Annotated in this window: 12 protein-coding genes; 9 read left to right on the top strand and 3 right to left on the bottom strand. The window is 66.6% G+C overall.

What is annotated here, in order from left to right; all coding sequences use genetic code 11:
• A partial coding sequence (gene egtB, locus LzC2_RS15820) for an ergothioneine biosynthesis protein EgtB (protein WP_206678749.1) occupies positions 1 to 1,310 on the top strand: 1,310 nt, incomplete at its 5' end.
• A gap of 28 nt (positions 1,311 to 1,338) precedes the next feature.
• Here the strand turns inward: egtB and folB are convergent.
• Positions 1,339 to 1,713, bottom strand: a complete 375-nt coding sequence (folB, locus tag LzC2_RS15825; protein ID WP_171188768.1) for a dihydroneopterin aldolase — start codon at positions 1,711 to 1,713, stop codon at positions 1,339 to 1,341.
• Between the two features lie 23 nt (positions 1,714 to 1,736).
• Complete coding sequence (locus tag LzC2_RS15830; RefSeq protein ID WP_171188770.1) at positions 1,737 to 2,492, bottom strand: SDR family oxidoreductase; 756 nt, start codon at positions 2,490 to 2,492, stop codon at positions 1,737 to 1,739.
• Between the two features lie 172 nt (positions 2,493 to 2,664).
• On the opposite strand from LzC2_RS15830, the gene crtI reads away from it, so the two are divergent.
• The 8 genes from crtI (at position 2,665) to LzC2_RS15870 (ending at position 13,251) form a co-directional block, all read left to right on the top strand.
• Complete coding sequence (gene crtI, locus LzC2_RS15835) at positions 2,665 to 4,320, top strand: phytoene desaturase family protein (protein WP_171188772.1); 1,656 nt, start codon at positions 2,665 to 2,667, stop codon at positions 4,318 to 4,320.
• A complete protein-coding gene (locus tag LzC2_RS15840; RefSeq protein ID WP_171188773.1) occupies positions 4,317 to 5,915 on the top strand; it encodes an aldehyde dehydrogenase family protein in 1,599 nt (532 codons plus the stop codon). The genes crtI and LzC2_RS15840 overlap by 4 nt, the downstream gene beginning before the upstream one ends.
• A gap of 47 nt (positions 5,916 to 5,962) precedes the next feature.
• Entirely contained in the window at positions 5,963 to 7,537 is a 1,575-nt protein-coding gene (locus tag LzC2_RS15845) for a phytoene desaturase family protein (protein WP_171188775.1), read from the top strand.
• A gap of 298 nt (positions 7,538 to 7,835) precedes the next feature.
• Complete coding sequence (locus tag LzC2_RS15850; RefSeq protein ID WP_171188777.1) at positions 7,836 to 9,749, top strand: serine/threonine-protein kinase; 1,914 nt, start codon at positions 7,836 to 7,838, stop codon at positions 9,747 to 9,749.
• Positions 9,750 to 9,987: 238 nt separating this feature from the next.
• Positions 9,988 to 11,790 carry a translation elongation factor 4 gene (gene lepA / locus LzC2_RS15855; RefSeq protein ID WP_171188779.1) on the top strand — a complete coding sequence of 601 codons (1,803 nt, stop codon included), beginning with the start codon at positions 9,988 to 9,990 and terminating at the stop codon, positions 11,788 to 11,790.
• 36 nt (positions 11,791 to 11,826) lie between these two features.
• Positions 11,827 to 12,105 carry a hypothetical protein gene (locus tag LzC2_RS15860; RefSeq protein ID WP_171188781.1) on the top strand — a complete coding sequence of 93 codons (279 nt, stop codon included), beginning with the start codon at positions 11,827 to 11,829 and terminating at the stop codon, positions 12,103 to 12,105.
• A 280-nt stretch (positions 12,106 to 12,385) separates the two neighbouring features.
• Positions 12,386 to 12,991, top strand: coding sequence for a hypothetical protein (locus LzC2_RS15865; RefSeq protein ID WP_171188783.1), 606 nt, complete (start codon positions 12,386 to 12,388; stop codon positions 12,989 to 12,991).
• Positions 12,988 to 13,251, top strand: a complete 264-nt coding sequence (locus tag LzC2_RS15870; protein WP_171188785.1) for a hypothetical protein — start codon at positions 12,988 to 12,990, stop codon at positions 13,249 to 13,251. Before LzC2_RS15865 ends, LzC2_RS15870 begins: the two co-directional genes overlap by 4 nt.
• Before the next feature lie 45 nt (positions 13,252 to 13,296).
• Here the strand turns inward: LzC2_RS15870 and LzC2_RS15875 are convergent.
• The coding region (locus LzC2_RS15875) for an efflux RND transporter permease subunit (protein WP_171188787.1) at positions 13,297 to 14,922 on the bottom strand (1,626 nt) is incomplete at its 5' end.

Consider the following 14,922-nt stretch of genomic DNA (forward strand, 5'->3'; position numbering starts at 1 on the left):
GCGTTGAGACGACCCCGCCCGCCCCGACGCCGTTGACCGGGGCCGCCCTGGCCCAGCGGTACGCCGACGTGCGGGCGTTTTCCGAACGGTTGGTCAAACCGCTCAGCCCGGAGGACTGCGTCGTGCAGCCAATGCCGGACGCCAGCCCCGCCAAGTGGCATCTCGCTCACACCACCTGGTTCTTCGAGGCGTTTCTGCTCAAGCCGTACCTGTCGAAGTATCAGGTCTTTCATCCGAAGTTCGGCTTCCTGTTCAACTCGTATTATAACGCCCTGGGCCCCCGTCACGCCCGTGCGGCCCGCGGGCTGCTCACCCGGCCGTCGATGGAAGAGGTGCTTGACTATCGCGAGCACGTCGACAGCCATATGGCGGAGCTGCTCGCGGAGAACGAAAGCGTCGAGACGGCCCGCCTGATCGAAGTCGGCTTGAACCACGAACAGCAGCATCAAGAACTGTTGCTGACGGACATCAAATATACGCTGTGGCGCAACCCTCTGCGGCCGGCGTATCAGGAGCCTCAGGAGACCGCCGCGACGACCGGAGAGGCGGGGCTGCAAGTGGATTCGAGGTCGTTCACGGCGATCGAGGAAGGACTGTATGAGATCGGACGCGACGCCGGGGCGTTCTGTTACGACAACGAACAGCCCCGGCATCGCGTGTGGCGGGACGGCTACCAAATCGCCGATCGCCCCGTGACCTGTGGGGAGTGGGCCGCCTTTATCGAGGACGGCGGTTACCGTCGGCCGGAACTGTGGCTCTCGGCGGGGTGGGCCGCGGTGCAGCGGGAGGAGTGGCAGGCGCCGTTGTATTGGGAACGCGCGAAGGACGGCCCGTGGCGGACCTTCACGCTCTCCGGGATGGCGCCGATCGACCCGGCGGAGCCGGTCTGTCACGTGAATTACTATGAAGCGGACGCGTTCGCCCGCTGGGCTGCGTTGTCCGAACCGGGGCTGCGACTGCCGACCGAGCACGAGTGGGAGATCGCCGCGGCCGCCTGCGGATTCGCCCCGTCCCAAGGCGATTTTGCGGACGGGGGACGGTTCCATCCCTCCGCTCTTCCTGCGGCCGACGGCGTCGCCGGGCTGGCGGGCGGGGTGTGGGAATGGACGGCCAGCCCTTACATCGCCTATCCCGGCTACGCTCCGCCGGCCGGCGCGCTGGGCGAATACAACGGCAAGTTCATGTGCGATCAATGGGTGTTGCGCGGCGGCTCCTGCGCCACCACAGCGAGCCATATTCGCGCCACCTACCGCAACTTCTTCCCGGCGGACGCCCGCTGGCAGTTCAGCGGCGTGCGCTTGGCGAAGTGATCGTTCCGGGGCCGACGTCGCCGGAGCGTCAGGCGCCGGGGGCGTACCGTTCCCGGCGAATCGTCACGCCGACCCCGGCCGCGTCTGCCAGGGCGTCCGGCTTCTCGACGCTCACTTCGCAGGCCGCCACCCGGGGATCTTCCAGGCAGGCCGCGGCGAGGCGGTCGCACAGCGTCTCGACCAATTGGAACCGGCCCGTTTCGACCAGTGCTCGCGCTTTGTCCGCGACCGCGCTGTAATCGATCGCGTCCGCGATGAACTCGGATTCCGCCGCCGGGCGGGTGTCGCACTCCAGCGTGAGGCTGACCACGACCGCCTGCGGCGTCGTACGTTCTTCCGGATGAATGCCGAGGATGCCGCGGCAGAGCAGATCGCGGACGATCACGCGGTCGGGAGTCGACATGGGTTCGCCTGTCAGTAGGACAGTTAAAGGTGGTCGCCGCCGGTGACGTGGATCGTTTCGCCGGTGACGAAGTCGGCTTCGCACAGGTAGCGAACGGCGCTCGCGACCGGATCGGCCCCGCCCACCCGGCGGAGCGGGATGTGCCGGCTGGTTTGCTCGGCCCAGGCGACCGGGTCGTCGTGCCGGCCGGTCGGCGGAAGCATCTCCCCGGGGGCCACGCCGTTGACCCGGATCGACGGCGCCAATCGCAGCGCCAGCCCCTTCGTCAGCGCCGCCAGACCGGCTTTCGCGGCAGTGTATGGGAGATCCTCCGCCGTCGGACGCGTCGCTCGACGGCAGAGGATGTTGACGATGCAGCCGGTCCGGCCGTCCGCAGACTGTCGCCCGAACTGCTCCGCGAACCGTTGGGCGAGGAAGAACGGCGCCTTCAGATTCAGACCGAGGTGCCGGTCCCAGTGGTCTTCCGAGATCGATCCGAAATCGCCGGGCTCGTAGATCGCGGCGTTGTTCACCAGCACATCCGCCCCGCCGAACTGTTCGCGAACCGCGTCGAACAGCATCGCGGCGCCGCGGACCGGGTCGCTGAGATCGGCTTGAACCGCGATCGCATGTCGGCCCATCCGCTCCTGAATCGTGCGGACGACCGCGGCCGCCTCGTCGGCGTGCGAACCGTAGTGGACGACGACGTTCGCCCCCTGCTCCGCCAGATCCAAAGCGATCGCCCGCCCCAATCGGACGGCGGCCCCGGTGACAACGGCGGTCTTTCCTTCGAGTTTCACCCCTCCGTTGTACCCCCCCGACGCCGTAAATCCGACCGCCGGCAGATCGGGCTGACCCGCGAATTTGTCCTTCAGGGCCGCTGAACCGACGCATATCGATGCGGGCACGGGTGTCGAATGCAGCGGAACGTCAATACTACTGGGTCGCACCGCTTGCCCCGCCCGCCCCTCCATGCTTCGAACCGCCCGCACCGCGCCCCCCCAAAGGCCCGCGCTCGACGGCGGTCGGAATCACCCAGCCGAGAAGCGACCGCACGTCGTGATCGTCGGCGCCGGCCCCGGAGGCTTGGCCAGCGCCATGCTGTTGGCCCATGCCGGCGCCCGGGTCACGCTGTTGGAACGCCGCGATCGCCCCGGCGGCCGCACCAGTTCGATCGAAGCCGAAGCCGGCCTCGGCGATGGAACCCGGGGACAGTTTCGATTCGATACCGGCCCCACGTTCTTCCTCTACCCCAGGGTGTTGGGCGAGATCTTCGCCGCCGTCGGCCGGGACTTGATGACCGAGGTGCCGATGACGCGGCTCGATCCGCAGTACCGATTGGAGTTCGGATCCGGCGGGCGACTGGACGCGACGCCGAACGTCGCGGAGATGGAACGGCAGATCGCCGCGATCAATCCCGCCGACGCGGGCCGCTTCGCCGACTTCCTCGAAGAAAACCGCACCAAACTCGCCAAGTTTCGCCCGATCCTCGAGAATCCGTTCAGCAGTTGGAAGGATCTCGCCACGCCGACGCTCGCTAAGATGTTGCCGCTGGTGCGGCCGTGGCTGAGCCTCGACGGTGAACTGAAGCGGCACTTCTCCGATCCGCGGTTGCGGGTGGCGTTCAGCTTTCAGAGCAAATATCTGGGAATGAGCCCGTTCCGGTGCCCGTCGCTGTTCAGCATCCTGAGCTTCCTGGAGTACGAGCACGGCGTCTGGCATCCCACCGGCGGCTGCGCCGCCGTCAGCGAACGCATGGCGGAGATCGCGGTCGAACTGGGGGTCGAGTTGCGGCTTGATACGGAGGTCACCGGCCTGCAATTCCAAGGCAAAAAGCCGGTCGCCGTGGAGACCGACGGCGGCGCCGGAGCCGGGGGAGAAACGCTGCCCTGCGATGCGTTGGTCATCAACGCCGACTTCGGGCGAGCGATGACGCGGCTCGTTCCCGATCGGCTGCGGAAGAACTGGACGGACGCCAAGATCGACAAGAAGAAGTTCAGCTGTTCGACCTATATGCTGTATCTCGGTATCGAGGGCGTGGAGCAGGAGCTGCCGCACCATACGATCTATATCGCGGAAGACTACGAAAAGAATCTCCGCGAAATCGAGACCGACCGGGTTCTCTCCGACGACCCCAGCGTCTACGTCCAGAACGCCTGCGTCACGGACCCGTCGCTGGCGCCCGCGGGCTGTTCGACGTTATATGTGCTGGCCCCCGTCACCCACGAATCCCCCAACGTGGATTGGACCCGCGACGCCCCCGCATTCCGCGAACGGGTGCTCGATCAGGTGGAATCGAAGTTCGGCGTGAAGCGCCTCCGCGACCGCATCCGCTTCGAGAAGCAGATCACCCCGGCGGACTGGGACGGGGGTTACGAGATTCATAAAGGCGCGACGTTCAACCTCGCTCACAACCTCACGCAGATGTTGCACTTTCGTCCGAGAAATCGGTTTGAAGATCTCGACGGCACCTATCTGGTCGGCGGCGGCACCCACCCGGGCAGTGGATTGCCGGTGATCTACGAGTCGGCCCGTATCTCGTCCCGATTGCTCGCCCAGGACTACGGCTTGCCGGAGGTTCCGTCGGTCAAGCTGCCCGTCGAAGCCCCGGCCGGGGCGTCCGCTTGAGCGTCGCCGCCTCCGAGGTTCCGTCCGTCTCGCACGCTCTGAGTTCCCGGGCTGCTGCCCGGGCGCCGCGGATCATCGGCGGTCGCAGCGTCGGCGTGCCGGCCGCGCAGGTGGCCCGCTATGCCGTGCAAAAACTCCGCACGGCTCAGCCGGCGTGGGCGCAGACGCCGTTGTCGGATCGGCTGGACGTCATCGCCCGGTTCCGCCGGCTCGTGGCGGAGAACCCGGATCGCCTCACCGCGGCCGTGACCTCCCCGGTGCGACGGGACGCGGCGGAAACCCTCTCCGCCGAAGTCTTGCCGCTGTGCGAGGCCTGTCGATTCCTCGAACGCAATGCGGAGGATCTGCTGGAGCCGAAGCGTCGCGGCAACCGCGGCCGCCCCGCCTGGCTGTACGGGGTCAAGCTGACGGACCGCCGCGACCCGCACGGCGTCGTCTTGATTCTGGGAACGTGGAATTATCCGCTGTTTCTCACCGGGACGCAGGCGATTCAGGCGCTGGTCGCGGGAAATTCCGTCCTCATTAAACCGGGCCGAGGCAGTCGTCCGGCAGCCGCCGCGGTGCGTGATCTATTGCTCGAAGCGGGCCTGCCCCCGGGCGTGCTGGCTGTGCTGGGGGAAGAAGCGGAAGCGGGCGAAGCGGCCGTGAACGCGGGGGTTAATAAAGTCGTTTTGACCGGTTCCGCGCGAACCGGGCGCGCGGTGCTGGCGGACTGCGCCGACAGCCTCACCCCGGCGGCCATGGAACTTTCCGGCTGCGACGCCGCGTTCATACTGGAGGGGGCCGACGTCGATTTAGCCGCCAGGTGCCTCGCCCTCAGCCTCACTTGGAATGGGTCGGCGACCTGCGTCGCGGCCCGCCGGGTCTTCGTCCATCAGTCCCTCTCCGAACGTCTGCGGGAGGCTTTGCAGGAGCGAATCACGACCGTCGCCCCCGTGGCCTGCGACCGGGCCGCCGCCGCGACGGCGGAGGAATTGATCGAGGACGCGCTCAATCGCGGGGCCAAGCGTTTGTGCGGAACCATCGACCATCGCCCCGCCCCGCCCCGGGCAATGCCGATCGTGCTGACCGACGTGCCCGGCCAGGCGGAGATCCTGAAAGCCGACGTCTTCGCTCCGGTGCTCTCATTGATCGAAGTCGGCGGCGAAGACGAAGCCCGCGCCCGCGATAATTGTTGCCCCTACGCCCTCGGCGCCACGGTCTTCGGCCCGCCGGCGGCGGCACGGCGTTTCGCGGAGAAATTGGACGCCGGCTGCGTGGTCATCAACGATTTTTTGATCCCGACCGCCGACCCGCGAGTGAGCTTCGGCGGTCGCGGCGAGAGCGGCTTCGGCGTCACCCGCGGCCCCGCGGGCCTGGTGGAGATGACCCGGCCGAAGGCGGTGCTGGAACAGACCAGTTCGTGGCGCCCGCACCTCGATCCGCCGGTCGAGGACGCCGACGAGTTCTTTAAAACCTATCTGCGGGCCGCTCATGCAGACGGACTTCTCAATCGTTTGAAGCACGGCTGGGCGTTCGGAAAAGCCTGCCTCGCCCGTCGAAAACGGTCGTCGGCTCCGCCCTCCGAGACGTCGAACGTCCCGGACGCCGAATAATCACGGCTCGCCCCCGCTCACGTCATCATCAACCCTGCCGCCCCGCGATGATCGCCCCCGTCCTCTCCGCTCCGCCCGCTCCGCCGCAGTCGGGGAAGAAGTCCGACACGCCCGTCGCGGTCATCGGCGGCGGATTAGGGGGTCTTGCCGCCGCGGCGACGCTCGGCGCCCGGGGATACAAGGTCACCCTGTTTGATAAGAACCCGTGGCTGGGCGGGAAGGCCGCGGTGTACGAGGACGGCGGCTATCGGTTCGATATGGGTCCGACGATCCTGACGCTGCCGATGGTTCTCAAAAGGATCTTTTCCGAAGCCGGAAAAGACCTCGCCGATTATTGCGAGATCGTCCCGCTCGACCCGCAATGGCGCTGCTTTTTCGACGAGCAGGCCGGCGGCGGCGTGCTGGACCTGACCGCCGATCAGGCGGCGATGAAAGCAAATCTCGACTCGTTCACCGGAGCGGAGGACACCGCGAAAGGCTACGCCGCATTCCTTGAATATGCGAAACGGCTCAACGGCGTCTCGGAGCGGTTCTTCTTCTATAAGAACGTCGGCGGCATCCTGGACACGATGAAGCTGGGCGGGATGTTCGACCTTCAGGTGCTCGGCGATCTACGGGCGTTGAAGATGGGCAAAAACGTCGCCGACACCGTGCGCAGCTACGTCCCGGAAGGTCGAGTCGCGCAGATGGTCGACCACTATACGCAATACGTCGGCAGCGCCCCGGACCAGAGTCCCGCCGTGCTCTGCGGGATCGCGGATATGCAGACCACCGGCGGGGTGTGGTACCCGATGGGCGGCACCCGTGCGGTGCCGGAGGCGCTCGTCAAACTGGGCAAGGAATTGGGCGTGCAATATATGCCGGGCACGCACGTCGCCGAGATCACCCGAGAGAACGGCCGCGTGACCGGCTTGAAGACCGCGGACGGCGAATCGCACTCTTTTGCGGCGGTGGTGTCCAACTCGGATACCGTCCGCACCCATCAGGAACTGCTCGACGGACCGGCCGCCGACAAGTTCCTCAAAAAGGACCGCGAGCCGGCGTGCAGCGGCGTCGTGCTTTATCTGGGACTCATGAAGCGATACGACCATCTGCTGCATCACAACTTCGTGTTCAGCCGCGATCCGCACGAGGAATTCGAATTCATCTACCGCAAGGGCGAGCCGGCGCCGGACCCCACGGCCTACGTTTGCGCCCCCGCGGTCACCGAACCCGGGGTCGCTCCGTCGGGCGGCGAAGCATTGTACGTGCTGGTTCACACGCCGTACCTGCGGCCCGGTCAGGATTGGCGGACGATGTTCCCGGCCTACCGGCAGACGATCCTCGACAAGCTCAAGTCCACCGCGGGGATGGAGGACATCGAAGACCGCATCGAGGTCGAGCATCACCTCACTCCGCAGGACATCCATGATCGGTATCACGTGCTGAACGGCGCCATCTACGGACTGGCCAGCCACGGCACCTATCTCGGCGCCTTCAAGCCGGCGAACCGCAGCACGCGGGTGCCCGGCCTGTACTTCGCCGGCGGCAGCGCCCATCCCGGTCCCGGGATGCCGATGGTGATGATGAGCGGTTGGACCGCCGCCGATACTCTCGACCGGGACGGCGTCGCAGCGGGGTGAACCTCCCCTGCCCCGCCGCCGGTACGAGGACGCGAGGACCGCGCGTCGTCAGCCGTTCGGACTCCCGCATGCCCTGTGCTCTCACTGGGTACAGAGTCCACCGACGATGGCAGGAGTGCTGGCGTCTTTGCCGAGGACCGAACAGTGCGTTTTCAGGCTTCGCTGCCGCGGGAGACGGATTCTTCGCCGGGAACCGCTCGTTTCCCCTCCCGTGGACGTCGGCATCCGTTCATACTGATGCCTGCCCGGCGACAATGGAGGGGACCGGGCGATGGACTTCTCCCAACCCCCCGATGACGTGTCCGCTTCCCCGTCACACGATCGGCCCGCTTCGGCGAAACGACCGGAGTCGGCAGAGGCTGCATTGAGGTCGGCCAGCGGATCGAAGCCGAAGCCGAAGCACGGACCGGATGAGATTGGGAAGAGTCGTTGGGCGAGGTTGGAGCGGCTGGCCGATCGCTTCGAACAAACTTGGGACGCGGGCCAAGGCCGCGGCATCGAAGAGGCGCTAGGCGCCGCCCCGCGGCAGGATCGTTTGGAATTGCTGCACGTCCTGATCGGTCTCGACGCCGAACGCCGTCGGATCGCCGGGGTCGCCGTCGAGGCGAAGGACTATCTGGGACGGTTCGATCATTTGCTGACGGTCCGGTCCGCGAGGGACGGCTCCCTGACGCCGGGGGCGGGAGCGGCGCCGACGGAGGAGGAGGTCCGATACCTCATCGCTCCGCACATCCCGACCACGATCTGCCCGCACGATCAGACGTTGGACGACCGCGCCCAGCGCGACGCCGCGATTCGATCCTCACGACTGGCGGAACGTCCGCCGGCGCTGCCGCCTCACCTGAAGATCGAGCCGTCCTACGGCAATAGCGGTTTGCTCGGCCGCGGGGGGATGGGGGCGGTGTGGGCGGCCCGCGATCTCCGCGAGGTGCACATCGAGGGGCGTTCCTCGCGGGGGCGGATCGTCGCGGTGAAGGCGCTGCTGCCCGGCGCCGCGGCGGACTCGCAGTTGCTGTCGCGGTTTGCGCGGGAAGCGGCGATCCTGCACGCCTTCGGCGATCCCGCGGTCCCGCGGTTCTATGAGTATCGTCCTCCCACGCGGCATGAAGACGCCCACATCATCACCGATCTGATCGTGGGCGAGACGTTCGAGCGACTGCTGGACTCCCGGCGCCGCCTCGGGCGGGCCGGCTGCGACGCCCTCGGGACCGGCAACGGCCGGCTGCGCATGTTCCGCAAGATCGTGCAGACGGTCGCCCGCGCGCACGCCCGAGGAGTGATTCATCGCGACATCAAACCGTCGAACATGATGGTCCGGGTCGCGGATGCGAAAGGCCGACGCCGGGTGTTCCTGCTGGATTTCGGCATGGCCTGTATGTCCGGTCTGCCCGCGGATCCCTGCGACGAACATGGGCGTCTCATCGCGGATTCGTTCGACGTCGATGCGCTGATGGAGGACTGGACGCTCACGCAGACCTCGGACGGCCGATTGCACGCTCCCGCGGTTTCACAAACGGAAACGGACAACGTCGGTTTCACCGTCATCATGGACGAGACATCGGCGGAGCCTTCGGTTACCGAGGCCGACCAAACCTTCATGCTCCGCAGCGCCGCTCTCGCCGACAGCGCCGACTTCGTCCTCCCCCCCGCCCCCCAGAGCCGGCCTCTCGGTGCGACGCGGTTGCTGGACGGACGGACCGCGCCCCGGACCTTGATCGGCAGCTTGCCCTACATGGCGCCGGAGCAGGCTCGCCGACGCCGGGTCGGCCCGACGGCGGACGTTTACAGTCTCGGATTGATCCTCGTGGAGATCCTGACCGGGGAGCAGGCGCGCGACGTGACCGAGGCGGATGCGGTCATCGAGAAAGCCCGCAAAGGCGATATCGCGACGGCCATCGACCGGCTCGATCACTGTGCGGCTCGTCACGAGCTGATCGAATTGGCGTTGCGGTGCGTTCGCTACGATCCCCGCACCCGCCCCGCCGACGCCGGCGAGCTGCTGGGGGAACTGGACGCTCTCAGCGTGAAAGACCCCGTTTCGCGATCCCGGGCGTGGGATCCGCGGACCGTCGCCAGAAGCCGGGGACGGCGCCAGTTCCGTGCCGCGACGCAGGCGATCTCCGACTCCTCCGCGGATGGCCCCGCGGCGACTTCGCCACGCACGTGGATCCACGCGGCGGCGGAAACCGTGTTCGGTTCATCAAAGCGCTGACGACAGCGCCGGCGGCGCCGGAACGATCCTCGATCGGACCGGCGGACGGTCACGGGGGTCTCGACCGGTCCGGTCCCCCTCGATACAGTCCCCCGCCGCGTCCGGCGCCTTCCCCCCAGCGTCGGCGCTCCGCCGCTCGGAGTCCCTCCGCCCCGGAGACCCGCCGTTTCGGAACCTCGCCGTCGCGGCGACCCACGCCGAAACGATCCCGACCTCTCGCACCGAACTCATCCGCCCGATGGACCCGCGTTTCATCCGCAACTTCTCCATCGTGGCCCATATCGACCACGGCAAGAGCACCCTGGCCGATCAGCTTCTGCTGAAAACCGGGGCCATCACGGAGCGAGAGTTCAAAGAGCAGTTGCTCGACGACCTCGACGTCGAGAAGGAACGCGGCATCACCGTGAAGGCCCGCACCGTGGCGCTCCGCTACAAACATACCGACGGCGAGACCTACGAACTGAATCTGATCGACACGCCGGGGCACGTCGACTTCCACTACGAAGTCTCCCGCAGCCTCGCCGCCTGCGAGGGCGCGCTGCTGCTGGTCGACGCCTTCCAGGGCGTGCAGGCCCAGACCGTCGCCAACGCCTACGCGGCGATCGAGCAGGATCTGGAGATCATCCCGGTCGTCAATAAAATCGACCTGCCCGTCACGCGGATCGACGACGTGCTGGAAGAGGTGGAAACGGTTCTCGGTCTGGACCCGTACGGCGCCGTCCGCGTCAGCGCCAAAAAGGGCCTGAATATCGAGGATTGCCTCGCCGCGATCGTCGAACGCATCCCCGCCCCCCAGGGCGCCCCGGACGCTCCGCTGCGGGCGCTGGTCTTCGACAGCAAATACGACTCCTATAAAGGCGTGTTCACTTACGTCCGGTTGAAGGAGGGCACCGTCAAAAAGGGCGACACGATCCGCTTCATGAGAGGCGGCAGCGATCACGACGTAATCGAGATCGGCCAATTCGCCCCGCTGCGAAAGGAATGCAAATCGCTGGGTCCGGGCCAGGTGGGTTATATCCTCACCGGGATCAAAGAATTGGATCAGGTGACGATCGGCGACACCGTGACCCACGCCGGCCGCCCCGCGGCCGAAGCGCTGCCGGGCTATCAGAAGCCCAAGCAGATGGTCTTCTGCGGCATGTATCCGATCGACGGGCGGGACTTCGAGAAGCTGCGGGACGAGATGCAGAAGCTCGCCCTCAACGACAGCAGCTTCTCCTACGCCCCGGAAACCTCGGACGCCCTGGGCTTCGGCTTTCGCTGCGGGTTCCTGGGGATGCTCCATATGGAGATCGTCCAACAGCGCCTGGAAAGCGAGCAGGACGTCGACCTGATCCAGACCGCGCCGAACGTCACCTATGAAATCGAGGAACGGTCCGGCGACGTTTATAAGATCGACAACCCGCAGGACGTGCCGGACGCCGGCGTCATCGAGGAGTTCCGCGAACCGATCGCCCGCGTGAACTTCATCCTGTCAAAGGATCATATCGGGCCGATCATGCAGCTCTGCGCCGACCGTCGGGGCGAATATAAGAATACGGAATACCTCGGCCCCGACCGCGCTCAGTTGACGTACGAACTCCCGCTGGCGGAGATCGTCTACGACATGTACGACAAGCTGAAGTCCGTCACCAGCGGCTACGGCACCATGGACTACGAGGTGATCGGCTTCAAAGCCGCGGATCTCGTCAAAATGGACATCATGGTCAAGGGCGAGCGAGTCGACGCCCTCGCCACGATCGTGCATAAGTCCAACGCCGACAACCGCGGTCGGCAGTTATGCAAACGCCTGAAGAAAGAGATCAGTAAGCACCAGTTCGAGATCCCGATTCAAGCCGCGATCGGCGGCCGCATCATCGCCCGGGAGACGATCAGCGCCTTCCGCAAAAACGTCACCGCGAAATGCTACGGCGGCGATATCAGCCGCAAGCGGAAGCTCCTGCAAAAGCAGAAGGAGGGCAAGAAACGGATGCGCAGCTTCGGCAGCGTCGAGATCCCCCAAAAAGCCTTCCTCAGCGTCCTGAGCACGGACGAGGATTGATATGCGAGGGAGCGTTCGCCTTTCACGCGGATTCCGATGGACAGCGCCCCTGACCGCCAAGACCTGTCTCCCGCCGCGAGATTCAAGAACGCGGTCAGCGCCGCGATAATGGCTGCGGTCGGCTTGGCCGGGCTGGCGTTCGTTGCAATTCTGATCTTCTGGTGGGTGGAATACTTTCGCGGACAGGCGCCGCAGGGATGGGAAGCGGGAACGCCTCTATTCTGGATTGTCGTAGCGTTCTCCGTCCTCGGATTCGCCGTTCCGCCGATCGCGTTCTGGCGGGTTTATCGACGACTGTGGCCTCAACAAAACTGACGGCGTCCGCTCCCGAAACACCGCCATTGCCTCCGGCAGCAGGATGAGGTCGCCGATGAGGGCCGCGGCGAGGGTCACGCAGGTCAGTCCCGCGAACCGGCGGGTGGAGAAGAAGAGTTCGGGCGACGAAGTCTCTGCGCATCAGCATCGAACCCGTGAACGCAGCGTCTCGGATGCATCAGGCGCCCGGGACGCTTGATGCATCTGCGAACCGACCCGCCACCCCCTCAATTGACTGTTGCGGTGAAGCGGTCGTAACCGGTTAAAATGCGGCGTGATGATGCCCGCGATCGCCGAGCCGCTGATCGAACCGTCCGTGGAACGCCGGCCGACCGCGCTCGATTGGCTCGGTCACGTCGCGATGCTGTTCGGCATGACGTTCGTCGGGGCGCTCGGTTGCGGTCTGTCCGCGCTCGTCGTTTGGTGCGGGGCGCTGGTGTGGGAGCAGGTTCGCCGGGCGGTGGCCTGGTCGGCCGCGGACGCCTGGTGGATGGTTCCGCTTTGGATCGCGGTGGCGGCGTTTTCATTCGCCGTTCCGGTTCTGAGCCTGATCGGGATCGTCAAACGCCTGCGACGCGGACCTTTGCGGCCGGCGCCCACGGACGCCTGCGGCGATCTGCGCGGCAGCGTGTTGCGGCGGATCCGCGGACTGATCCTCGGCTTGATGTGCCTGCCCCTCGTGGGCCTGTGCCTCTGGCTGGGCTATACGGCGGCCGCGGCGTGGTCGCGCGGTCGGTTTAAGTTGAACGAGGCGGCCCAGGAGCCGTGGATGTGGGGGCTGTTGGCCGTCCTCTGTCTGGTGATCCTCACGTCCGTCGTCGGACTGATTTCCGCGGGGCGCACGGTCTTCCAGCCGAATCCCCCGATCGGCGGGGAGGAAGAATGACCGCAGCCGCAGACGATCGTTCCGTCGACGCCGTCACGCGGTTCAAGCGAAGCGCCGGGATCGTTCTGCTTTTATTCATCGCCCTGTACGGCGCCGCATGCGCGACGGCGGTCGTGTTCTACTGGCTCGACTACTTCGATACGCCGGAACCGCAGAGGCCTGTGCGATCCGCGGGATTTTACTTCCACAACTTCGTCCTGGCGCCCGTTCTCTGTTCGCTCGCATCGTTCGCGGCGTGGAAACGATTTAAAGAATGTTGAAAGCCGTAGACTTGCGACGCCGCCGTCGGGCGAAATCGGACTCCTTCAACTCCGCTTCCAAAACGCCGCCAATGCCGCGGGCAGCAGCACGAGGTCGCCGATCAGGGCGGCGGCGAGGGTCACGCAGGTGAGTTCCGCGAAGCGGCGGGTGGGGACGAAGTCGCTCCAGAGCAGCACGGACACGCCGGCGAGGATCAGTCCGGTCGTCAGCACGATCGCCCGGCCGCTGGCGGCCAGGGTGCGCGACGCGGCCTCCGCCACGGCGTTCGATCCGCCGTCGTCGCGGTTTGATCCGTCGCGTTTCAATTCCTCACGAAATCGAGCGAGGAAATGAATCGTATCGTCCACCGCCACGCCCAGCCCGACCGCGAACACGATTGCGTTGCCGGCGTTTAAGTCGAGTCCCCGCAGCCGCATATAACCGAGCGTCAGCACCAGCGGGGTGAGGTTCGGGATCATCGAGATCAGCCCGGCTCGCACGCTGCGGAACAGCAGGCCGATGATCACGAAGATCACGGCCGTGGCGACGGCCAGGCCGCCCATAAAATCACGGATAAACTGATCCATGCCGGCCGCGTTGACGTAGCCGTCGCCGGTCAATCGCCAGTGCACGCCCCGGGGGTTGCGGCTGGGATCGTCCTGCGGAAAGCGGTCGGCGAGCGCCTCTTCGAGCCGCTCGGCGAGTCTCAACGTGCCGGCGGTTCCGATATCCGCGACCCGCACCACCACCCGGCCGGCCGTGGCGTCGTCGGCCAGAAACGGATCGACCGACCCCGGCGCCGCGCGTTCCAGCAGAGCGCCGGCCTGTCGCAACTGGTCGGCGGCTGCGTCCCCGGTCGGCGCGTCGGCACGGGCGGAGGGATCGCGACGGAGGCCGGAGATCGCCCGCTGATACAAATCTGGATAGCCCCGCACGCCGAGGACGCCGGGCATTCCGCGGGCCTTCGCGGCGAAGCTGAGCACGTCGGCGTACACCCTCGGGTCCAGCAGACCGCCCGTTTCGCCCGCCGCCGCGTCGCCCTCCTCCGACGGCGGAGCGAACAGCAGAACTTCGACCGCGATCACCCCGCCTAAATCCCGCTCCACCCGTCGCACGTTTTGAGCCGAGGGGTGGTCTTCGTCGTAGGTCTCCAGCATGCGAGAATCGACCGCCAGCCCCCGCCAGCCCAGCGGCTCCGGCCAGAGGAACCGGGAGGACCCCGCGGCGGCCAAGCCGCAGGCGATCGCCGCCGCCCCGCCGAGGAGCAGGATCGGCCCAGGGTGACGCGCGGCCCACCCGCCGATCGGCACGGCAGGGTTCCATCCCGTTCGGGCATTGAGAATCCGGGGCGGACGGAACCGCCCGGCCAGCGCCCCGAACGCCGCCAGCGTGGAGAACGACAAACAGATCAGCCCCGTCGCCGCCTGCACAGCGAGGCCGCGGACGGCGTCGCTGTTGGCGCCCAGCAGGGAGCCGAAACCGATCGCGGTCGTGCCCAGCGTCAGCCAGACCGCCGGCGCCGTCGCGATGAACGCCCGCTTCGCTGCGATCTTGCGATCGCCGCACAGCGCCCCCTCCTCCGCGAACCGGGCCAGCAAATGCACCGCCGCGGCGAACCCCACGACGGTCAGCAGAACCGGCAGAATGTTCGCCAGAATCCCGAACGTCGTCCCCCCCGCCGACAGCAGCCC

It is taken from the genome of Alienimonas chondri (assembly GCF_013036045.1).
GTDB lineage: Bacteria > Planctomycetota > Planctomycetia > Planctomycetales > Planctomycetaceae > Alienimonas > Alienimonas chondri.

Excerpts from the sequence above, each read along its gene's own strand:
- folB (WP_171188768.1), bottom strand. The coding sequence starts at position 1,713 with ATGTCGACTCCCGACCGCGTGATCGTCCGCGATCTGCTCTGCCGCGGC.
- crtI (WP_171188772.1), top strand. The coding sequence starts at position 2,665 with ATGCTTCGAACCGCCCGCACCGCGCCCCCCCAAAGGCCCGCGCTCGAC.
- LzC2_RS15845 (WP_171188775.1), top strand. The coding sequence starts at position 5,963 with ATGATCGCCCCCGTCCTCTCCGCTCCGCCCGCTCCGCCGCAGTCGGGG.
- lepA (WP_171188779.1), top strand. The coding sequence starts at position 9,988 with ATGGACCCGCGTTTCATCCGCAACTTCTCCATCGTGGCCCATATCGAC.
- LzC2_RS15860 (WP_171188781.1), top strand. The coding sequence starts at position 11,827 with ATGGACAGCGCCCCTGACCGCCAAGACCTGTCTCCCGCCGCGAGATTC.
- LzC2_RS15865 (WP_171188783.1), top strand. The coding sequence starts at position 12,386 with ATGCCCGCGATCGCCGAGCCGCTGATCGAACCGTCCGTGGAACGCCGG.
- LzC2_RS15870 (WP_171188785.1), top strand. The coding sequence starts at position 12,988 with ATGACCGCAGCCGCAGACGATCGTTCCGTCGACGCCGTCACGCGGTTC.